At 72.6% G+C, this 21,020-nt stretch carries 16 protein-coding genes, 1 tRNA gene and 1 pseudogene; 7 read left to right on the top strand and 11 right to left on the bottom strand.

What is annotated here, in order from left to right; genetic code table 11:
• Positions 1 to 162: 162 nt before the first annotated feature.
• The 3 genes and pseudogenes from JJJ15_RS08755 to dcd form a co-directional block, all read right to left on the bottom strand.
• Positions 163 to 3,426, bottom strand: a complete 3,264-nt coding sequence (locus tag JJJ15_RS08755; RefSeq protein ID WP_200510479.1) for a family 20 glycosylhydrolase — start codon at positions 3,424 to 3,426, stop codon at positions 163 to 165.
• Between the two features lie 132 nt (positions 3,427 to 3,558).
• A complete protein-coding gene (locus tag JJJ15_RS08750) occupies positions 3,559 to 4,680 on the bottom strand; it encodes a hypothetical protein (RefSeq protein WP_106110311.1) in 1,122 nt (373 codons plus the stop codon).
• A 254-nt stretch (positions 4,681 to 4,934) separates the two neighbouring features.
• A pseudogene (dcd, locus tag JJJ15_RS08745) lies at positions 4,935 to 5,516 on the bottom strand (dCTP deaminase); the annotation flags it as partial.
• 420 nt (positions 5,517 to 5,936) lie between these two features.
• Between dcd and JJJ15_RS08740 the strand changes: the two are divergent.
• The 3 genes from JJJ15_RS08740 (at position 5,937) to JJJ15_RS08730 (ending at position 7,593) form a co-directional block, all read left to right on the top strand.
• Positions 5,937 to 6,010, top strand: a tRNA-Gly gene (locus JJJ15_RS08740).
• 187 nt (positions 6,011 to 6,197) lie between these two features.
• Positions 6,198 to 6,644, top strand: coding sequence for a (deoxy)nucleoside triphosphate pyrophosphohydrolase (locus JJJ15_RS08735; protein WP_200510478.1), 447 nt, complete (start codon positions 6,198 to 6,200; stop codon positions 6,642 to 6,644).
• A gap of 253 nt (positions 6,645 to 6,897) precedes the next feature.
• Positions 6,898 to 7,593: a TetR/AcrR family transcriptional regulator gene (locus JJJ15_RS08730; RefSeq protein WP_106110308.1), complete on the top strand. Its 696-nt coding sequence runs from the start codon at positions 6,898 to 6,900 to the stop codon at positions 7,591 to 7,593.
• Positions 7,594 to 7,683: 90 nt separating this feature from the next.
• On the opposite strand, the gene JJJ15_RS08725 is transcribed toward JJJ15_RS08730, so the two are convergent.
• From JJJ15_RS08725 to JJJ15_RS08700, 6 genes are all read right to left on the bottom strand, one after another.
• Positions 7,684 to 8,592, bottom strand: coding sequence for a hypothetical protein (locus JJJ15_RS08725; RefSeq protein WP_200510477.1), 909 nt, complete (start codon positions 8,590 to 8,592; stop codon positions 7,684 to 7,686).
• Positions 8,589 to 9,644: a vWA domain-containing protein gene (locus JJJ15_RS08720; protein WP_200510476.1), complete on the bottom strand. Its 1,056-nt coding sequence runs from the start codon at positions 9,642 to 9,644 to the stop codon at positions 8,589 to 8,591. Before JJJ15_RS08720 ends, JJJ15_RS08725 begins: the two co-directional genes overlap by 4 nt.
• Positions 9,641 to 10,702 carry a VWA domain-containing protein gene (locus JJJ15_RS08715; protein WP_246741991.1) on the bottom strand — a complete coding sequence of 354 codons (1,062 nt, stop codon included), beginning with the start codon at positions 10,700 to 10,702 and terminating at the stop codon, positions 9,641 to 9,643. Before JJJ15_RS08715 ends, JJJ15_RS08720 begins: the two co-directional genes overlap by 4 nt.
• Positions 10,702 to 11,223 (bottom strand): alpha-amylase, encoded by a 522-nt coding sequence (locus JJJ15_RS08710; RefSeq protein ID WP_106110304.1) that lies wholly within the window; start codon positions 11,221 to 11,223, stop codon positions 10,702 to 10,704. The genes JJJ15_RS08715 and JJJ15_RS08710 overlap by 1 nt, the downstream gene beginning before the upstream one ends.
• On the bottom strand, positions 11,224 to 12,111 hold the full coding sequence (locus tag JJJ15_RS08705; protein WP_246742266.1) for a DUF58 domain-containing protein: 888 nt from the start codon (positions 12,109 to 12,111) through the stop codon (positions 11,224 to 11,226). It lies immediately after the preceding gene.
• Between the two features lie 126 nt (positions 12,112 to 12,237).
• Positions 12,238 to 13,323, bottom strand: a complete 1,086-nt coding sequence (locus tag JJJ15_RS08700; protein ID WP_106110302.1) for an AAA family ATPase — start codon at positions 13,321 to 13,323, stop codon at positions 12,238 to 12,240.
• Between the two features lie 160 nt (positions 13,324 to 13,483).
• Between JJJ15_RS08700 and JJJ15_RS08695 the strand changes: the two genes are divergently transcribed.
• Genes JJJ15_RS08695 through JJJ15_RS08680 form a run of 4 tightly spaced genes read left to right on the top strand, consistent with a single transcriptional unit; the run spans position 13,484 to position 19,028 of the window.
• Positions 13,484 to 14,683, top strand: coding sequence for a hypothetical protein (locus tag JJJ15_RS08695; protein WP_129591593.1), 1,200 nt, complete (start codon positions 13,484 to 13,486; stop codon positions 14,681 to 14,683).
• A 5-nt stretch (positions 14,684 to 14,688) separates the two neighbouring features.
• Complete coding sequence (locus tag JJJ15_RS08690) at positions 14,689 to 16,080, top strand: MFS transporter (RefSeq protein WP_200510475.1); 1,392 nt, start codon at positions 14,689 to 14,691, stop codon at positions 16,078 to 16,080.
• 2 nt (positions 16,081 to 16,082) lie between these two features.
• Positions 16,083 to 17,738, top strand: a complete 1,656-nt coding sequence (locus JJJ15_RS08685; protein WP_200510474.1) for a glycosyltransferase 87 family protein — start codon at positions 16,083 to 16,085, stop codon at positions 17,736 to 17,738.
• A gap of 57 nt (positions 17,739 to 17,795) precedes the next feature.
• Positions 17,796 to 19,028, top strand: a complete 1,233-nt coding sequence (locus JJJ15_RS08680; protein WP_200510473.1) for a phosphatase domain-containing protein — start codon at positions 17,796 to 17,798, stop codon at positions 19,026 to 19,028.
• Between the two features lie 218 nt (positions 19,029 to 19,246).
• Here JJJ15_RS08680 and JJJ15_RS08675 read toward each other — a convergent pair whose 3' ends face one another.
• A complete protein-coding gene (locus JJJ15_RS08675; RefSeq protein ID WP_200510472.1) occupies positions 19,247 to 19,549 on the bottom strand; it encodes a YtxH domain-containing protein in 303 nt (100 codons plus the stop codon).
• A gap of 608 nt (positions 19,550 to 20,157) precedes the next feature.
• Positions 20,158 to 20,910 (bottom strand): polyphosphate--glucose phosphotransferase, encoded by a 753-nt coding sequence (gene ppgK, locus JJJ15_RS08670; RefSeq protein ID WP_200510471.1) that lies wholly within the window; start codon positions 20,908 to 20,910, stop codon positions 20,158 to 20,160.
• Between the last annotated feature and the right edge of the window lie 110 nt (positions 20,911 to 21,020).

Raw genomic sequence — 21,020 nt, 5'->3', positions numbered from 1 at the left:
ACGGCGTTCTACTTTAGTTGCGTCTTGAGTATATTACAGATTACAGGTGGTGGCGGGTGGGTGCCCGGGGGCTGCCGGGCACCCACCCGGCGGGGGCCGGCGGTCCCGTCAGGGTCCAGCCGGTGGGAACCGGTCCCGGGCCCACCCGACGGGGGCCGGGCCTCAGCCTTGAGGACGGGCCCGGTCCAGGTCGGCCCGCGTACCGGCCACCGTCTCCGAGGAGGCGGGGCTGACCTGGAGGAGGACCGTGGAGCCGCGCACCAGGGCCAGGGTGTCGCGCCCGTCGCCGTCCCAGTCGCCGACGTGGACCTGGTCGCCCCTGCGCCCCAGGGACAGGACGACCGCCGCCGAGGCCAGCACCGTGTTCTCGTTGTACAGGATCACGCGGCTCCCCACCCGCACGCCGTAGGTGACCGCCCCGTCGCCGTCCCAGTCGCCGCGCAGGATGGTGGCCTGCGCGTTGGCCCGGGCGGCGGTGACGAAGGCGGGCTCGGAGCCGGGCGCGGGCCCCGCGGTGGGGGCGGGGGACGGCGCGGGCCCAGGGCTCGGGTCAGGCCCAGGACTCGGGTCAGGCCCAGGACTCGGCTCGGGAGCAGGGCTCGGGTCAGGCCCAGGACTCGGGTCAGGCCCAGGACTCGGGTCGGGGCCGGGAGCGGGCGGGAGCGCGGAGGCCCGCAGCCCGATCTCGGCGGCGCTCATAAAGGGCATGCCCTCGACCTGGCTGGTACCCACGAGCCTGACGTACTGCCCGGTGGCGTCAAAGGTGATGGTCTGCGGCTCGGCCCTGGCCCCCAGGGTGCCGGTGGCCACCGGGGAGCCCCAGTTCTCGCCGTCGTCAGAGACGTAGATCTCGTACCCGGCCATCCACCCGTTGCGCACCCCTGAGCTCGACCCGGTGCGCGGGGTGTAGACCAGGCCGCAGACACGCTGGCGCTCAGGCAGGCGCATGGTCACCCAGTGCGGGTAGGCGTCCTGGGCACCCGACCAGCGGGTGTGCCAGAACGTGCCGGGGTCACCGTCGAAGGCGGCCTCCAGGTGCCCGTTGACCGGGCCCTCGCCGCTGGTCTCCTGCGAGCTGGTGGCCACCGGGGTGGGCGTGACCAGGGTGCCGCAGGTGGCGACCAGGGACGCCTGGAGGACGCGCTCGCCGCCGTCCCACCTCACGGTGAGCGGCAGCGTGGCGGGACCCGCGGCGGTGGTCGGCTCAGCGGTCAGGGTGAAGGTGGTGCTCTCCCCGACCGCCAGCTCGCTCCTGCCGCCACCGGCCTGCCCCACGCTCCAGCCCGGCAGCGACCCGGCGGACACGCTCAGGGCGCTGACCGCGTTCGCGGTGTGGTTGGTCACCGTCACGCTGACCGTGGAGGGCTGGCCGGGGGCGGCCGGCGCCGGCTCCACGTCCACCGTGGTCCCCGGGGTGAGGGCGCCCGCGCTCAGGCGCCAGGTGGTGGCGGTCATGTCGGCGGGGAGCTGGACCAGGGCGCCGGGGTCCAGGGGCCTGGTCAGGTCCACGTGCTGCTCGGAGCCGGTGGCGACGGCCAGGTCCTGGTTGGTCAGGGCGTTGCGCAGCACGTAGGCGTCCCCGGCAGGCAGGAGCTGCCACTTCTGGGTGTTGCGCTCGCGGGCGGTCTCCCGGCTGCCGGGGTCGGACCACCTGACGCCCACGTCCGCGCAGGGGACCATGGAGGTGGAGGCCCCCACCTGGGTGACCACGGACAGGTGCCGGGTGCCCTCGGTGACCGCCAGGCAGGCGCCGGTGGCCTGGGAGCGCAGCTGGTAGTAGTGGTCCGCGGTGGGGGTCAGCGTCCAGGCGTCGGAGCCCGCGGGATCCGCGCCCGCCCCGTCCGCGCCCGCCCCCAGGACGGCGTCAGAGCCGGTGGCGGTGAGGGTGTAGGTACCGGCCTCCACCGGCCTGCGCGCCACGTTGTCCCACAGGGGGTTGCGCCCGACGGCGTCGACCGAGCCCTTGAACTGCGCCCAGTCCATGCCGCCGTGGGAGGCGGTCCAGGTCATCTGGGAGACAAAGCGCAGGCTGTCGAACACCTCCTCCTCGACCTCGTTCTCCGTCTGGTAGACGGAGTCGTCGGGCCAGATGGAGAGCTTCGCCCCGGTCACCATGGGGTTGCCGGGGTCGATACCCGCCCCGGGGAACCTGCCGACGTCCCAGTCGCTGTTCCACAGCCGCTCGGAGTCCATCTTGTAGAACGTGGCCGAGCGCGACCAGTACAGGGCGTCGCTGGCGTTCATGACGCGGTAGCCCCGCCCGGCCAGGACGTCCGCCCTGACCCCCGAGGCGTACCAGAACTCCACGGTAATGTCCCGGTCCAGGCTGACCACGTTGGTGGACACGACGCCGTCGTTCCACATGCGCAGGCTCTTGCCCCTGGCCTTGACGTGGGCGTTGACCTGGTTGACGAAGGCGATGAAGGCGTCGTTGACGGTGGCCCCGGCCCCGTAGGTCTGCTCGGCCCACCGGGCCAGGGCGGGGAAGTTGGCCGGGCTGGTGCCGATCATGTACTCGTCGGCGCCCATGTGCCAGTACCTGGTGGTGAAGACCCCGTCGTACTCGTCCACCAGGTCCAGGTAGTACTGGACGGCCCGGGGGTTGGACAGGTCCAGCATCTCGGGGTGGCGCCTGCCGTCGCGGTCCACGAGCTGGTACTCGGGGAGGTTCTCCAGCCAGATCCCCATGTGCCCCGGGGAGTTGATCTCGGGGATGACGTCGATCCCCAGGTCCCTGGCCCGGGACACCAGGCGGGAGACGTCCGCACGGGTGTAGTAGGACCAGGTGTTGGCCTCGGGGTGCCTGTCGCTCTTGAGCTTCATCTCCAGCAGGAGGTGGTTGAGCTTGAGGTCGGCCATGTCGGTCAGGAGCCGGTCGATCCAGTCGCCCTGGATATTGATCTGGCAGGCGCAGGCGGTGACCCCGCGCTCGGCGTACCTGGGCACGTCCACCGCGCTGCCCGCGGGCAGGACCCGCTGCTGGCGGAGCATCTGCCCCACCGTGCGCGTGCCGTAGAACACGCCCCGCGCGTCCGCCCCGGTGACGGCGATGCCGTCGGCGCTCACGCGCAGCTCGTAGCCCTCGACCCCGAGCTCGGTCAGGCGGTCGGGGTCCAGGCTCAGGGAGATGTCGCCCGCGTCGGGGTCCTGGGGTGCGGTGGGCACGGCCTCGCCGGTGACGGCACGCAGCTCGCTGGCCAGCAGGTCCCGGGTACGGGCCAGGTCCTCAGAGCCGACGACGCGCGTGGCCGAGGTCATGGACCAGGTACCCGACGCCGCCTCCCAGCTGGTCAGGCTCGGTACGGTGGCGGGCAGGGTAACGGGGGCGTCCGGTGGGGCGGGGTCCGCCGCCGCCACCGGGCCGAGGGCCCCCGCCAGGAGGCTCAGGCCGGCGACGGCAGTCAGGGCCCGTGGGATGGGTCTCATGGTGCTCCGATTCGTCAGTGATTACGCACCGGCGGGCACGGGGCCACGTCGCCCCCTCACCCGCGCAAGGTCTGGCAGGAGGCAGTGTATCGAAGGATTCTGATCTTTTCGAGGCCGAACGCTCAGGATCGCTTAAGAGGCCTGTCCGACGCCGAGATCCACGAGAAAGCCGTCCTCGTCCGCCGCCACCCCGTTGACGGCGCCCAGGATCGCCACCACGAGCTCCTCAATGAGGTCCCGGGCCCGGGCCCGCTCCCGGCGCCGGCTGCGCGAGGACGGGGGCCGGTAGGCCTCCGAGGCGTCCCGGGGCCGCCACCGCAGGAAGTACTGCACGACGCCGCCACGGGCCCAGGGCTCACCGGTCACCGCCAGGGGCAGGCTCTGGGCCTCCCCGATACGCACCTCCACCGAGCCCCAGTCGTCGTGGCCCTCCTCCACCGGCGTCGCCAGGGCGTAGCCGTCCAGGACCTGGGTCAGCGGCTGCCCGGAGCGACGCGCCTCCATCTCGGCGCGCCCGGCGGCGGCCCGGGCGTCCTGGGCCTTGCGCCAGGCGTCGTCGAGCCGGTCCGCCCCCAGGGTGCTCGCCACCCGCTCCAGGGCCTCCGGGGTCAGGGTCGCCAGGCCCGTGGGCCCCTCGACGGGGACCACGTCCATGACCGCGCGGATCGAGGGGGCCACGGCGGACAGGACCGCCTGGGCGCCGTCGGGGTCGAGCCACAGCGGGGAGTAGACCGTCAGATCCACCGAGGACTGCGGGTCCGGGACCACCAGGGTGGCGTGGTTCTCACCGTCCGGGCCCGGGGCGGCCAGGCGCAGCCCCCCGGCCAGGCGCCGGGCGATAGCGCGCAGGCGGGTCAGGGCCACCAGCTCCAGGCCCTCGGGCTGCCCCAGGGGGAAGGCGTCCGAGAGCGGGTCCACCCCGGTCAGCTCAGGGGGCAGGGGGCCCGAGCGCTGGGCACGGCAGTGCAGGAGCATGACCTGGCTGACCCACTCAGGCAGGCGCAGGAGCCTGCGTATCTGCACGTCCAGCCTCCAGGGGCCCTGGAGCTCGGCCCCGGGGGTCAGCTGGAGGCGGGAGGCGCCGACCCACCCCGCCTGCGGGTCCAGGGAGACGGCCAGGGACTCGACCTCGTCGGGGCTGACGTCGTCGGCCAGGACAAGGAGGTGGTGGTCGTCCACGAGCCCCACCGGCAGCATGGAGGAGGCCGTGAAGGTGGTGGTGTCGGTGGGAAGGGATATAGCAAGGTCGTTCACGGGCGTTCCTCCTCGGTCTTCGTCAGGGCGGGACAAGCGGTGTGGCCGGGCGCGGCGTCGGGGCCGGATCCGGGGCCGGGCGCGGCCCCAGGGCCGGCACCAGGGCCGGGAGGCTGGGCGGCCTCGGGCCCCGGGCCGGGTGCGGCAGCCGGGCAGGGGCTGGGCTCAGGCGCTGCGTCGGGGCCAGCGTCAGGGGCCGGTGCGGCAGCCGGACCGGGCGCGGTGTCAGGGGCCGCGGGAGCGTCCGGGCCGAGGGTCTCAGGCACCCGGATCCGGTGGAAGCCCTGGTAGGAGCGCGACGCCGTGGGACCGCGCTGCCCCTGGTAGCGCGAGCCGGAGGCGCCCTGGCCGTAGGGGGCCAGTGCCGGGGAGGAGAGCCGGAAGAAGCACAGCTGCCCCACCTTCATACCCGGCCACAGCAGGATCGGCATGGTGGCGGTGTTGGACAGCTCCAGGGTGACGTGCCCCGTGAAGCCGGGGTCGATAAAGCCCGCCGTGGTGTGGGTCAGCAGGCCCAGGCGGCCCAGGGAGGACTTGCCCTCTAACCGGGCGGCGACGTCGTCAGGCAGGGTGACCCGCTCGTAGGTGGACCCCAGGACGAACTCCCCCGGGTGGAGGACGAACGCCTCGTCCGGCCCCACGTCCACCAGGTGGGTGAGGTCCTCCTGGGCCTGGGAGGGGTCGATCACCGAGTAGCGGTGGTTGTCAAAGAGGCGGAACCACCTGTCCAGACGCACGTCAATGCTGGCAGGCTGAACCATCTGCGCGTCATACGGGTCCAGGGCGACCCGGCCGGCGTCAAGCTCGGCACGGATATCACGGTCGGAGAGCAGCACGCCCCGAATTGTGCCACCACCGGGGGCGGGTACGCCGTGCGCCGGGCCCGGCGCCAGGGCAGGACGTCCTATACCGCCCCGCCGGGGGCGCGTGCCGCACGCCCCTGCTGGCGCGCGCGCCCTGGCCTACCCGGCGCCCGTACACCGCGCAGGCGGCCCGCCCGCCGCGCACCGCGCCCAGCGGCCCCGGGTGCCACCGGACCTCCTGTGCCCAGTATCACCATACTGACACGGGTGAAAAGGGCCTACGACCCTCACGTGAGGACACCGGGTGCCTGCTGCCGCCCGGACCGGGCGCCCGCGCCACGTCAGCTATGACCGGTACCACCACACGCCGCCACGAGGCGACTTGCGTACCCGGGCCCAGGGTGCGCTATGCTCATCTGGCGCCGCCGGCCACGGCCTACGTGGTAGGCGCTCGCGGGTGTAGTTCAATGGTAGAACTTCAGCTTCCCAAGCTGACAGCGCGGGTTCGATTCCCGTCACCCGCTCCACGAGGCCGCCGGGCCCGCCTCCCGGCCCCTGCCTCACACCCTGGACCCGCCTAGCTCAGATGGGATCGCCGTCGGGTAGGCCGCCTCCTCCACGTCACCGCCCCGGGCTCAGAGGGGAGCCTCGACAGCCCCTGGACCCACCCGCCTGCGCCGTCGTGGCACGCGGCAGGACGGTAGGGTCCGGCCCATGACCTCTACCTCTTCCCGGCTGGTCGTGGCCGCCGCCGTCCTCGACTCCCTGTCCGCCCCGGGCGCCCTGCTGTGCGCCGCCCGCTCCTACCCGGCCGAGCACGCCGGGCAGTACGAGTTCCCCGGAGGGAAGGTCGAGGCCGGCGAGACCCCGCACGAGGCCCTGGTGCGGGAGCTGCGCGAGGAGATCGGAGTCCCGGTCAGGCTCGGGCCCGAGCTGCCTCCCACCGACGGCTCCCCCACCTGGCCCGCCATGCACGGGTACCGCATGCGGGTGTGGCTGGCCGAGGTGGCCCACGGCCTGGCCCCGGTGCTGGGCGACGCCCACCAGAGCCTGGACTGGGTGCCCCTGGAGGAGGTCGCGGCCCTCCCCTGGCTGCCGGCGGACCTGCCTGTCGTGTCAGCCCTGCGTAAGGCCGTCGCGCACCCGCGCACCGGGGCGTAGCCGGGGCCGAGCCAGCGGGGCCACCAACGCCGAGCCAGCGGGGCCACCGACGCCGTCCGGCCCGTGGACCGGGCCCCACGTGGACCGGGTCCTGTCGCAGTCTCAGTCAGGATGACCCCGCCCGGGACCCCGGGCCCCACGTGGACCGGGTCCTGGCCGAGGCCCGCAGCACAGTCCGGCCCCTGCGGAGACCCCCGGATACTGACGAAGACCTCACAGGTGTCACCAAGGCCTTATGGATTAGGCTGTCCTTATGCCGAAGATACTGGGTCACTCACTGGCCGAGCACCGTGAGCGCACACGCAGTGCTCTCTTTGACGCCCTGGGCAGGCTCATGAGCCGCCAACCCTTCGACAAGATCACCCTGTCCGACGTCGCCGCCCAGGCCGGGGTCGGACGCACGGCGGTCTACAACCACTTCGCGAACAAGGAGGACCTCCTCCTGGCCTTTATGGAGCACGAGGCCGCCCGGTACTCCCAGGAGCTGTCCCAGGCGCTCGAGGGCATCCAGGACCCCGTTGACCGTCTGCGCGTCTACGTGCGCCAGCAGGCCCTCATTAAGCGCGACTACCACTTCCCCGCGACCGGCCCGCTGAACACCTCGGTCTCCCGGGCGACCGCCGGGCGCCTGCGCGCCCACGGCGAGCTGCTCGTCCAGACCCTCGCCGCAGTCCTCACCGACGCCATGGACTCGGGCGCCATCCCACCCCAGGACCCCCGCACGCTCGTCTCCCTGGTCCACGCCTGCGTCATGGGGGGCCGGCCCACCCCCACCGAGCCCGCGGCCCGCGAGGCCTACCTGGCGGCCCTGGACACCTTCGTCCTGCGCGCGGTCGGCGCCGCGGTGCCGGACCACGCCGTCCCGACGGTGCCGCCCTCGCACGTCGAGGAGCCCGCCACCCCGGTGCCACCAGCAGGTGCTCGCTGCCCGGTGGCCCACGTGGCCTGAGCCCGGCGACCACGGACCGGACGCCACGGGACCGCACAAGCTGCCCCCGCACCTCAAGCCGCGGTAGGCGGCAGCCGGGGTAGCGGCGACCTACCAGGGGCGCCTGGCTCCGCCCCCGCCGGGCTGCTGGGGGTTACGGGTCTGCAGGCGCGGGTCGAGGGTCGGCCCACCGGGCCTGGGGGTGGGCGACGGGCTGGCACTGGCAGACGGAGTCGGCGTAGAGCCCGGGCTCGGGCTGGCACTCGGATCCGGGCTGGCACTGGGGTCCGGACTGGCACTGGGGTCCGGGCTCGGGCTGGCGCTCGGGTCCGGGCTCGCGGTGGGATCCGGGCTGGCGCTGGGGTCCGGACTGGTACTGGGATCCGGCGTGGAGTCGCTGCCGTCCTGGCCCGAGGGCATGGAGCAGTCGTCGAGCGCCGTGACGGCGGCCTGCTTCTGCTCCTCCACGGCGGCGGAGTCGCCGGCCTCCTGCGCCTTGGCGGCCAGCAGGACGTGCGCCACCGCCAGGTTGCCCCGTACCAGGCACTCCGGGCTGTCCGGCTTGGCCACCTGCACCTGGGTGCCGTCCGAGGTGGTCCCGGTCTTGCGCGGGGCCCTCGGCACCACCTTCAGGGCCCGCTCCAGGTCCTTGACCGCGGCGTCGACCTGGTCGTCCACGAGCTCGGCCGTACCCAGGTTGTAGCGCACCCGCCACTGCTCGAACCAGGGGTTGAGCCGCTCCACCGTGCGGTAGTAGCGCACCGCGTGGGCGGAGTCCTTGGCAATGGCCGCCCGGTGCCCGGCAAAGGTCCACCCCCACACCGCGGCCAGCCACAGGGACAGCGCCAGGGCCAGCAGGGCGGGCAGGACGCCGATGACGAAGCGGTGGCGGCGTCGGGTCAGGCGGGCCTGACGCGCCCGGGGATCCTCCGGGCCCGGGTCCGCCCGGGGCTCACGCGCCCGGGGCCCCTGGCCGTCGTCCTGCGCGGTGCGGTGCCTGCTCGCCCGGTGCAGCCTCATCGGCGGCCTCCTGTCTGCGTGGGGGTCAGTGAGGAGCGGGACACCAGGCGGCGGGCGGCCACGTCCGCCCGGCCCAGGCTGCCGACCTCCCAGATGAGCAGCCCGGCGGCCACGACCCCCAGGGGCCACACGACGTAGCGGCTGGAGCGACGGGTGCGGTCCTCCTCGGTGGTCTTGCCCTCCACGTTCAGGTCGGTGAACTTGCTCGTGGGCTCGTCATTGGTGCCGGTACGCTGGATATAGGTCACGCCCAGGGCCGAGGCGAGGGCCGAGAGCGCCTGGGTGTCGGGCACGGAGACAGCGTCCTTGCCGCTGGGGTCCTGGATGAGGGGGGCGTCGGTGGCACCGGTGCCGGTGTTCTGCCGCATGGTGCCCCCCTCCTTGGTGCCGTAGCCCAGGACGGCGCCGCCCTGGATGTAGCCGGCCACCGTGGACCAGCTGGGGTTAATGGTGCCCGGGGTGGCGCCGTCCTCGGTGGACTCCCCGTCGGACAGGACGTAGAGGATCCGCGAGCCACCGGGACGGTGCTCCTTGGCGTCGGAGAGGATCTGGGTGACCAGGGGCAGGGCGCGGTCCACGGAGGAGCCGGAGGAGCGGGAGGAGATCTCCGGGGTCAGGTTGGCGATCCAGGTGGTGAGGGCCTCGACGTCGCTGGTCAGGGGCAGCTCGCGGGCCGCCGTGGAGTCCAGGGCGATGACGGAGAAGCGGGCGTCGGCGTAGGCGTCACGGATGGCGGTCAGGTCGGCGCGCACCCCGTCCAGACGGGTCCCCTTGCCCCCGTCCCAGTCCTGGGCGGCCATGGAGCCGGTGCGGTCCACCACCAGGTAGACCTCGATGCTGGAGACGGGGACCTTCTCCTTGAGCTCCACGGAGGGCCCCGCCAGGATGACCGGGACCAGGGCGGCCAGGGCGCCACGGCGCCACCAGCGCCGCCAGGCCCCCGGCTCGGCGCCGCCGTGGCGGATCCACCTGGCGCCGAGCCACAGCAGGACGGCGTAGGCCACGACCAGCAGGACGATGACGGCCACGGGGACCATGGGTACGAAGGTCATGCGCGCCTCCAGACGGCTCCGGCGAGCAGGACCAGGACCGCCCCGGCGAGCACGACCGCCCAGACCTCGGGGACGTCGGTGGTGCGGACCTGGGTGTTCTCCCGGGCCTCCTTGACCTGGGTGCTCTCCACCTCGTTGACAATGGTGGAAGTGGCGTTGGGGTCGTCGACCTCGTAGAAGAGCCCGTTGTGCTCGAGGGTGACGTTCTTGATCTCGGTGCGGGCGGCGTCGATATCGGCCTGGGTGATACCGGGGTCCAGGTTCTTGGCGTCCACGCCGAACAGGGTAATGAGCTTGATATTGTTCTGGGTGGCGAAGTCCGCGGCGGCCTGCAGGGAGTAGATCTGGAGGTGGTAGTCGTCGTAGACCTGGTTGTCGGTGGCCAGGATGAGGATCCGGGGCCGGTCCTTGACGCTCTGGTTGCCCATGGCGGCCGCGCACGAGGCCAGCCCGTCCCCGTCCAGGGAGGAGGCCTTGATGTCCCTGTTGGTGGTGCCCGCGAAGGTCCGCGCGTAGCGCTGGTAGGCGGGGTCGTGGTACGTGGCGGTGCTGGTGTCGAAGTCCAGCGCGTTGGCCACCTCGGTGAGCTGGTTGCGCAGGGTGTCGTAGTCGTCGGTGAGGGGGACGATCGTCTGCGCCGTGTTGTTCCAGGCCGTCAGCCCCACCCTCTCCCCCTCGAAGGAGTCCACGAGCGTGCTGAAGGTCTTCAGGACCTTGGCGTCCACCCCGATCATGGAGAGCGACACGTCCAGGCAGAGCATAATGTCGCGGTTGGCCAGCTGGTCGTTGCGCACCGTGCGGTGCACGGGCCGTCCCGCGATCCCGGCCGCCGCCACCAGGGCCACCGCCACCACCCCGCCCAGGGCCGCGTAGGTCCAGCGCCGGAGCCTGATCCGACGTCGGACCGCGGGGGCGGTCAGGAGCCCGGCGGAGTTGGCCACCCGCCGCAGGCCCCGGCTCGCGGCCAGGCGCACGGCCTGGCTCCCCAGCACCCCGGCGACGGCCAGGCCCGCCAGGACCAGGCCCGCCAGGACCAGGGCCCATGCCAGCCAGCTCATTACCATCGTGTCACCACCTCCATGGTCTCGTGGACGGCCTCCAGGGCGTCGGCGCGGGTGACCGCGTCAAAGGAGGGCTGCTCCCACACGGTCAGCAGCTCCCCGACGTACCCCAGGGGGTTGCGGTCCACGGGGCGACGCCGGGAGCGCAGGAAGCGGATACGGTCGATCACGCTGCGCCGGTCGGCCCCCTGGGCCAGGTCGAGGATCTCGGCCACCGTGAGCGACTCCATGGGGGTTCCGGTGCGCTGGGTGGCGAAGCCCCGCAGGACGGCGGCCAGCTCCAGGTGGAGGTCGCGCACGCTGAGCTCACCGGCCTCGTAGGCGGCAGCGGCGTCCTGCACGCAGCCCAGCCACCGGCTCCGGTCCCCGGGCGCCAGGGGGATGTCACCGACCCGGGAGGAGGTGTCCCGGGCGGTGCTCACGAACACCCAGACCAGCCAGGCCGTCACCAGCAGCAGGCCCACGATGGCGGCCATGATCCACCACAGGGGCATGAGGACGGGGGAGTTGAGCGTCACTCAGATCACCCGCCGCCTGCGGGAGGAGGCCAGGCGCTGACGGCGCAGGAGCTCGGCCAGGGCGGGTACGAGGGTCGATGAGGAGGTCACGGTGGTGTGCTCCAGGTGTCGGGAGTCGAGGAGGGCGGAGACCTGGCCGCGGCGGGAGGCGTCGGCCCCGGCCATCTCGGCGGCCAGGGAGGCGTCCTCACGCAGGAAGGCGGGCAGCTCGTGGACCATCTCCACGTCGCGGCTGCGGCCCTTGCCGGGGGCCACCGGCAGGTCGTCGGCCACCTGGACGACCATGAGCTCGTGCTGGACGCTCAGGCGGCGCAGCCAGTCGCTGGCGGAGGCGTCCGGGTGGGAGGTGTCGGTGACCAGCGCCACCAGGCTGCGGCGTCGGAAGGTCGTGGAGACCCGCTCCAGGACGCGCGAGACGTCCGAGGCGGGGGCGGCCAGGGGGTCGAGCTCATCCAGGTGCCACAGCTGGCGGGCCATAAGGGTCAGGATCATCTCGGCGTGCTCGCTGCCCGAGCGCGGGGGGCGGGAGACCAGCCGCTGGGCGTCCCCGGCCACCACGGCCACGGTGTCCCCGCGCATCCGGGCCAGGTAGGCCAGGATCTCGGCGGTGAAGAGGGCCAGGTCGCGCTTGTCCTCCCCGCTGGGGGCCTGGGCGCCCATGGTGCGCCCGGTGTCCAGGGCCAGGACCAGGGGCAGGTTGGACTCCCTCTGGAAGCGCTTGATGACCGGCTTGCCGTTGCGGGCGGTGGCCTTCCAGTCGATGTCCTCCACATCGTCCCCGGGCCGGTAGAGGCTCAGGTCGGAGAAGTCCTGGCCGTGCCCCACGAAGATGGAGCGGTTGCGCCCGTCCAGCAGCCCGGAGGCACGCCGGACCACGGGCAGGCTCATACGACGTCGCACGCCCGCCAGCCGCGAGCCGCGGCTGGGCCGGGGGACGGACTGCTCCTGGGGCGGGTAGAGCGAGGAGGCGCCGGAGGGGCTGGGAGCTGACATGGGCGGCTGGCGGTCCTGTTCTCAGGGCGTGGGGACGGCCTGGAAGACCGCGTCGATAATGGACTCGGGGGCGACGTCGTCGGCCAGGGCGTCATAGGTCAGGACCAGGCGGTGGCGCAGGACGGGGTGGCGCAGGAGGCGCACGTCGTCGGGGGTGACGTAGCCGCGGCCGTCCTGGAGGGCGATGGACTGGGCCACCTTCATGAGGGCGATGGCCCCGCGCGGGGAGGCGCCCACCCGCACGTGCCGCTCGATACCGGCCACCGGGCGGGGCCCCGAGCCCCGGGTGGTCCCCACCAGGGCCACAATGTACTGGCGGATGACGGGGGCCACGTAGACGGCGTTGACCGCCTCCTGGAGCCACATGACGTCACGGATGGAGATCGGGGGGTGCTTGATCCGCCTCTCGAACGCGCCGCTGGCGACGCGCTCCAGGATGTCGGCCTCGTCGGCAGGGCTGGGGTAGGTCAGGACCTCCTTCATGAGGAAGCGGTCCATCTGGGCCTCAGGTAGGACGTAGGTCCCTTCCTCCTCAATGGGGTTCTGCGTGGCCAGGACCATGAAGGGGGTGGGGAGAGGGTAGACAACACCGCCGATAGACGTCTGACGCTCCTGCATGGCCTCCAGCATGGCTGACTGGGTCTTGGCGCTGGAGCGGTTGATCTCGTCCAGGAGGACAATATTGGCGTGCACCGGCCCCAGCTGGGTACTCATCTCACCGGTGGAGACATTGAGGACCTGGGTGCCGATAATGTCGTTCGGCATGAGGTCGGGGGTGCACTGGATACGCCGGAACGACCCCGAGACGGCGGCGGCCAGGGCCTGGGCCGCCGTGGTCTTGGCCAGGCCGGGCACGGACTCCAGCAGCACGTGCCCCCCGGCAATGAGGGAGGAGAGCAGGGCCACCCGCAGGCGCTGCTGTCCCACCACCCGCTCGGAGTAGACGCTGGCGACCTTGGACAGCAGGTCGTCGGCCCGGTCCAGGTCCGAGGCCGACAGGGTGGAGTGGGAGGAAGAGGGGGTGGGGGCCGGTGAGGTGGCCGCCGCGGGCGGGAAGCTCGGCGCGGCGTGGCTGCCAGCACGGCGCCGGGGATCGGGGGTGGTCATATACGGTCTCCTTGGTGTCTGCCAGAGACTAACCTGTCACAGGCGCCGGGGCACCTCCACACGCACCTCGGCTACGATATAGGCCAGATCCCAGTGGTACCGCGCCACCCCTGGAAGTGGCCGGGCCGCGGTACACCCCACCCACATAAGGACCTCAATCATGTCCCAGTCTCAGGCTGACCTCCTTGCACGTGCCTCAGACCCCAACGCCCCCCTGGAGGATCTCCACCGGCTGGCGCAGGACTACCCGGGACTGCGGCCAGCCATCGCCGCTAACCCGAGTACCTACCCGGCGCTGCTGGAGTGGCTCGGCAGCCTCGGCGACCCGGCGGTCAACGCCGCCCTGGCCGCCCGCTTCGGCGGCGCGGACCCCTCGGAGGCGGCCACCATGGCGATACAGAGCCCCAGGCCGACCGCCCAGCCGGGCGTGGGCACGGACACCGCCATCAGGCCCGGCCCCCCCGGCCGGGACACCAAGGTCATCCCCGCCCAGGACTCGGCCCAGCTCGCCCAGGACCAGTGGGCGGCCCAGTCCGCCCAGTCCGCCGCGGCAGCCACCACCAGCATGGGCGCGGTCGGCACCCCGGAGCCGGTCCACTACAGCCGGACCTACACCCGCCCCACCTCCTCCGTCGTCCCGGTGGGCCCCGCCGTACCGATCAGCCCCGGGGCGGGCGCCGTTCCGGGGGCCGGGACGGGGGCCATGGGCCCGCAGGCCGACCTCCTGAGCGGCCAGCAGGACATACTGGAGGAGCACCACCAGTCCAACGCCGTCCTGTGGGTCCTCACCGGCGTCGTCGTGGTACTCGTGGCAGGCACCCTGACGTGGTTCCTCACCGCCAACAACCGCAAGCCCACGGCCGTCCAGACCACCTCCAGCACCACCCAGGAGGCCTCCGTCCCCCAGACGACCGCTACGACCGGTGCGGGCAAGCCCACCCCGACCCCCAGTGCCACGCCCACGCCCACGCCCACCGCCACCCCCACCGCGCTGCGCTACCCGGCCCCCGCCACCGCCCAGCAGCTGTCGAGCTTCACCGCCCCCAGCGGCAACATCACCTGCCGCCTGGACGGGGACACGGCCTCGTGCACCATTAAGGAGTACAACTTCACCGCCCAGGGAGCCTCCTGCTCGGCCAGCTCCAAGCCCTTCACCAGCTCGGTGGGCAAGTCCGGCCAGGCCACGGGCTCGTGCTCCCAGTCCTTCTCCCCGGTGGGGGTGACCCTGGACTACGGGGCCAGCGCCAAGAACGGGACCGTGGCCTGCACGTCCGACGAGTCCGGGATCACCTGCTGGAGCCAGATCACCGGGGAGGGCTTCACCATGGCGCGCAACGGCGCCAACTCCACCCACCGGTGAGCCCGGTGACCTCGAGCTATGCCCGGATCCTGAGCAGGCCCGGCGCCCTCCAGTTCTCGGCCGCCGGCTTCCTGGCCCGCTTCCCCATGTCCATGGTGGGTATCTCCACCATCCTGACCGTCCAGTCCCTCTACGGGAACTACACCTCCGCCGGCGGGGTGAGCGCCGCCCTGGTCGTCGCCACCGCCGTCGGGGCCCCGGTCCTGGCGCGCCTGGTGGACGCCCGCGGACAGTCCCGGGTCATGCTGCCCGCCGTGCTCGGCTCGGCCCTGGGAATGGTGGGGATGATCACTGCAGCCGGCCTCCGGGCCCCGCTGTGGGTCCTGGTGGCCCTGGCGTTGGTGGCCGGGGGCCTGGGCGGGTCCATGGGTTCCCTGGTCCGCTCCCGCTGGACCACGGTGCTGGACAGCCCCGACGACATCCACACGGCCTTCTCCCTGGAGGCGGCCCTGGACGAGGTCGTCTTCGTGGTGGGGCCGGTGGCGGCCACCGCCCTGTGCACCTCCGCGGCGCTGCCGGTGACCTCCGGGTGGGTCGCCGCCCTGTGCCTGCACCTGGGAGGCGGGCTGTGGCTCCTCTCCCAGCGTGCTACCGAGCCCCCGGCCCACGGCCCGGGACCGGCGTCCGCCTTGAGCAGACCCAGGCGCTCGCAGGGCCGGGCGGCCGGGCGGGACCAGGCGGATGCGCAGGACCGCTCGGCCGGGCGGAGCCAGGCGGCCGACCCCGCGAACGGGCGGAGCCGGGCGGACAGGGCAGGCCCCGGGCCCGACGCGACCGCCCTCCACCCGGGGCCGGCCCGCACGGCGACGTCGGCCCTGAGGCACGGCGCGGTCCTGGCGGTGGTGGCCGTGTTCCTGGGCAGCGGCGCCCTGTTCGGCGCCAATGACGTCACCGCGGTGGCCTTCGCCACCGAGCAGGGGCGTCCCTCCTCCTCCGGCCTGGTGCTGGCGGCCTGGGCGCTGGGTTCCCTGAGCGCCGCGCTCGTCTACGGCTCACGGACCTGGGCCTGGCCCATGTGGAGGCAGTTCCTCGTGGGAGTCCTCGCCCTGGCGCTGGGCGCCTCCACCTTCATCCTGGCCGGCTCGGTCCCGGTGCTCATGGTCCTCATGCTGGTCACGGGCATGTCCATCGCCCCGACCGTTACCGTGGGCAACCACATCGTCCAGGCGGTCACCCCCCGTGACCAGCTCACCGAGGGCCTGACCTGGGTGGGTACCGCCATGAACGTGGGCGTCTCCCTGGGCTCGCTGCTGGCCGGCCGCCTGGTGGACACCCACGGCTCCCGCGGCGGGTACGTGCTCGTGACCGTCTTCGCCTGGCTGTCGGTGCTCGTGGCCCTGGCCACCATTGGCGTCGTACGCCGGGCCCGGGTCCACCACCACCTGCCGGAGGCGTAGAGATGCCCGGAACACCCTCCCGGCGGCCCAGGGCCACCCGCCCGGACCCGACGGCGTCGGACCCAGCGGCCGCCCCGGCAGAGGGCGCGGCGCCCGCACCGGCACCGGGGGCAGCGGCGGCAGCCCCGGCAGCGGGCCCGGCACTGGCGCCCATCTCGGCGCCCGCCCTGACACCGCCGTCCGCACCGGCACTGAGCCCGGCGGCAGCCCCGGCGTCGGGCCTTATCCGCCTGCTGGCTACGACCCTGGGGTGGGTGGGGCTGCTGGCGTCGGCCTACCGGTGGGCGTGGAACACCGACGGCTCACCACGTTTTATGCTGGACGCCTGGATCTACCGCCACGCCGTGGAGCAGTGGCACGCCGGCGGCAGCCTGTACGACTGGTACGCCAACCCCGCCGACCACCTGTGGCCCTTTACCTACCCTCCCTTTGCCGCGTGGGCCCTGACGCCCCTGACCACGGTGACGCAGGACCACGCCTTCCAGGTGGTCATGCTGCTGGCCACGCCCGTGTGCATGGCCGTGACGGCCTGGGCCTGCCTGCGGGCCCTGGGAGTGCGGCGGTGGGCCGGGGCGGCGGCGCCCTGGCTGGGCCTGATCGGCGTGCTCACCCTGGAACCGGTCTACAAGACCATGGAGTACGCCCAGGTCAACGCCGTCCTGGCGGCCCTGGTGGCGGTGGACCTGCTGGCCGTGCCCGCCAGCTCACGCTGGCGCGGGGTCCTGTGCGGCCTGGCGGCCGCCTTCAAGCTGACCCCGGCCATCGCGGTCGTGGTGCTCCTGGTGCGCAGGCAGTGGCGGGCGGCCGCGACCATGGTCGCGACGGCGTCGGGCGTGACCCTGGCGTGCTGGGCCCTCAGTCCCCGGGAGTCCGCCCGGTTCTTCCTCCAGGCGGCCTGGGATCCCACGCGCGCGGGCTTTGCCGAGTACGCGGGCAACCAGAACCTCAAGGGGATGGTGGCCCGAGCCCTGGTGGGCGACGAGAGGCTGTGGACGCCCCTGTGGGCGGTGTCGGTCGTGGCGGTCACGGTACTGGCGGTGCTCCTGGCCGTCAGGACGGACGCCCTGCGGCCGTCGCGCCAGACGGGGCTGGTCCCGGGTGGTGCGGCGCCGGTTCCTGGCACGCCAGCCCCAGGCAGTGCGGCGCCGGCACCGGGTGACCCCTGTGCGCGTACCGGGCGTGAGCACCACCCCGCCCCGGGTGGTCCCCGACTGCCCGACGCCGAGGGTACGGTCCTGCTGCTCCAGTTAGGGGTGGTCATGGGCCTGGGGCTGCTGGTCTCCCCCATCTCCTGGTCCCACCACTGGGTGTGGTGCCTGCCCATGGTCATGGGCCTGACGGCGGCGGCCTGGCGCTGGCGCAGCGGCGTGCTGGGCCTGTGCGCGGCCACGGGCTGGGCGGTGTTCGCCCTGGCGATGCAGTGGTGGTTCCCCAACCAGAACCACCTGGAGGCGGGCTGGACCGCGCTCCAGCGCTGGGCCGGGTCCTCCTACACCCTGTGGGCCCTGGTGACCGGGGCCGCCCTGGCCTGGGAGGTGAGGCGTCGGGCCGCGACGGACCGCGGTGCCCGCCCTGTCCCGACCCGGCCGGACCGCGGCGAGGCAGACCCGGTACCACCTCGGGAGCCCTTGTGCGGGCGTCCCCAGGACACGCCCTGAACTGCGTGGTCACCGCGCCTCAGGGGCGTCGTCGGCAAGCCCCCTAGACTTGACGGCGTGCCGATCTCCGACATCCCCCGCGCCGTAGAGAACCGCTTCCGCCGGGACATTATCCCCGTGCTACGGCGTCATGGCTGGCGGCCCCGCATCGTGCCCTACGACGGCTACGGCTCCTCGGTCCACCCCCTGGAGGACGGGCCGCAGGCCGCGGGCGGCGCTCGGCACGGCCCCGCCACCGGCGGCACCCCCGACGGCCCCGACAGCGCCCCTGGTGTCACCCCTGACGACCCCGGGCGACGGAGCACAGGCACACCGCCGTCGGACATGGCCCGGGTCCTGGCCCGGGTCGTCATGCGCGACCCTGGGGCCCCGGCCGAGGGCCCGCTCTTCCGCTCCCTGCCCGGGAACATGGCGGAGGCCCGCGACCTGGCACTGACCAGCCTGCTGGAGGTCCAGCGCGGGTGGCGGCTCTTTATCGACCTGCCGGTCCCCTTTATCCCGGTGACCGTCACGCTGGGGGCAGCGAGCGTGCGCACCCGGGCCGACCGCTCGGGCTGCGTGGACGTCGTCCTGCGGGGCCACGGCCTGCCCCCGGGATGGCACCAGGCCACCATCCAGGCGGCGGGCAGCACGGTGACCGCCGCCGTGCTCGTGGTGGCGCCGGGGCCGCGCCTGGGCGTCATCGCCGACGTGGACGACACCGTCATGATCACCCACATCCCCCGCGCCCTGCTGGCCACGTGGAACTCCATGGTCAAGTACACCTCGGCCCGCCAGCCGGTTCCCGGGATGGCGCGGATGCTCACCGACGTGCAGACCGCCCACCCGGGCGCGCCGGTCTTCTACGTCTCCACCGGTGCCTGGAACGTGCTGCCCACGCTGCGGGCGTTCTTCGAGCGCCACGGCTTCCCCGCCGGCCCCAAGCTCCTGACCGCCTGGGGGCCGACCAACACGGGCTGGTTCCGCAGCGGGATCGAGCACAAGCGCACCCAGTTCCGACGCCTGCTCATTGACTTGCCGGAGGTGGTCTGGCTGCTCGTGGGCGACGACGGCCAGCATGATCTCCTGCTCTACGGGGAGCTGGCGCGCGAGCACCGCAACCGGGTCGCCGCCATCGCCATCCGCCAGCTCACCCCCGCCCAACAGGTGCTCGCGGGCTCCCTGTCTGCCCACCCCCTGGGCCAGGGCCCGGAGGCGCAGATCCTTGACGAGGCCGGGGTCCCGGTGGTCTTCGGGGACAACGGCTACGAGCTGGCGTGCCTCCTGCCCCCCGAGATCCTGCCGGGGTGAGGTGCAGGGGCAAGTTGCACATTCTTTTTACGTTCCACGATCATAAAGTGGCAGGATCACGCGGAATCGCGGGCCGGGGCGGGGACTGGGAACAGGATGAATGTGCAACTCTGACGCCGTTGCACATTCATCCCGGATCCTGGAGCCCGTGGCACACTACGGATCCGCATGATCCTGCCGTTCTATGATCGCTGATTGTAAAAAGAATGTGCAGGCGCTCAGGATGTGGGGCGGATGGTGGCGGGGACGCTGACCGGCTCCGAGGCCGCGGGCTGCGCCGGGCGGGAAGAGAACAGGCGCTCCTTGACCGCGTCGGCGACCTTGTCGGTGACCGCCTCGCCCTGGGAGCGCACGGCATTGACGATCCTGGTGCTGACGGCGTCCACGCGGGAGCGGACGAAGGGCTGCTCCATGACCCGGACGGCCCTGGCCTTCATGCGCTCGTACCGGGCACGGCCCGCACGGGTGCCCAGGACGTAGCCGGTACCGAGCCCGAGGGCGAAGATGAGTTTTCCAGCCATGAGGCCTCCTGGTGGTTGGTCGCCCACTGCGGCGGGGCGGCGGGACTGCCCAGCGTAGTCGGCCTGAGGTCGCGAGCCGCCCCACGGCCTGGCGGGTGGTGTTCGCCTCCCGCGTGGCCCCAGGCGGCGGGCACCCGCCGGGCCCTGGAGCCTGGGGCTGTTGGTTGCCTCGTCGCCTGGGGCTGCTGGCTGCCACTGGCTGCCGCTGGTCGCTGCGCCGGGCCCTGGGGCTGCTAGCCGTCGTCGTAAAACGCCACCTCAGGGAGGTAAACGCCGTCTCGGGCAGATGAACGCTATTTTGGGCGGGTAAACGCCATTTTGAGGAGGTGAACGCACACCTAGACGGCGTTCACCTCTCTGAAACAGCGTTCACAACCCCAAGATAGCGTTCACCTCACCTGAAGGGCGTTCACCTACCTGAGGTAGCGTTCATCGACGGCCCGGCGACAGGGGCCTCCCCGCGACCACCGGCTCGGTGGCCTGCTCCGCGGAACCGGTGGGCGGGGCCACGGCGTCAAGACAGACAGGAACGAGGGGCAGAAGCCGCGGAACCGGTGGGCGAGGCCACGGGTTCTCGCGACCACCGGCTCGGTGGCGGTCGAAAGGGCCTACCGTGCGGTACGGGCCGCCTCGTAGGCGGCGCCGACAATGCCCGCGGTGTTGAGCAGCCTGGCGGGCACAATGGGGGTGCGCAGGTTGAGCAGGGGCAGGAACTTCTCGTGCTTCCTCGACACGCCTCCGCCGACGACGAACAGGTCCGGGCTGAAGAGCATCTCCACGTGGCTGTAGTAGCGCTGGAGGCGCTTGGCCCACTTCTTCCAGCTCAGGTCCAGGAGCTCCTTGCAGTGGGTGGAGGCGCGGCTCTCGGCGTCGTGGCCGTCGATCTCCAGGTGGCCGAGCTCGGTGTTGGGCACCAGGGTGCCGTCGACGATGACGGCCGAGCCGATACCCGTCCCCAGGGTGGTGACGATAGTGGTGCCGGGCACGTCCTTGGCGGCACCGTAGGCGACCTCGGCCAGCCCGGCGGCGTCGGCGTCGTTGAGGGCGTGGGAGGGGCGCCCCAGGACCCGGGTCATGAGCTCGTCCACGTTGACCCCCTCCCAGGACTTGTCGAGGTTGGCCATGAACACGACGGTGCCGCGCACGATCGGGGCGGGGAAGGTGATTCCCACGGGCACGTCCGGCCCGACGCCGAGCCTGTCGATAATCGCGCGGCAGACCTGGGCGACCGCCTCGGGCGTGGACGGCTGGGGGGTCTCAATGCGTACGCGCTCACCGATGAACTCACCGGTCCCGAGGTCGACCAGGGCGCCCTTGACGCCTGATCCGCCAATGTCGATCCCGCATGCCACTTGGGTCATCGCCCGTCTCCTGAGACTCGTCGGTCGGTACGGGTCGAGGATATCGGAGATCGACGCCGTCGGGGCGCGACTTTGTGGAACCGCAAAGGCTCAGGCCGACCAGTCCCCGG

The organism is Actinomyces sp. HMT897, from assembly GCF_016626125.1.
GTDB lineage: Bacteria > Actinomycetota > Actinomycetes > Actinomycetales > Actinomycetaceae > Actinomyces.
This window is presented reverse-complemented; position numbering and strand designations above follow the sequence as displayed.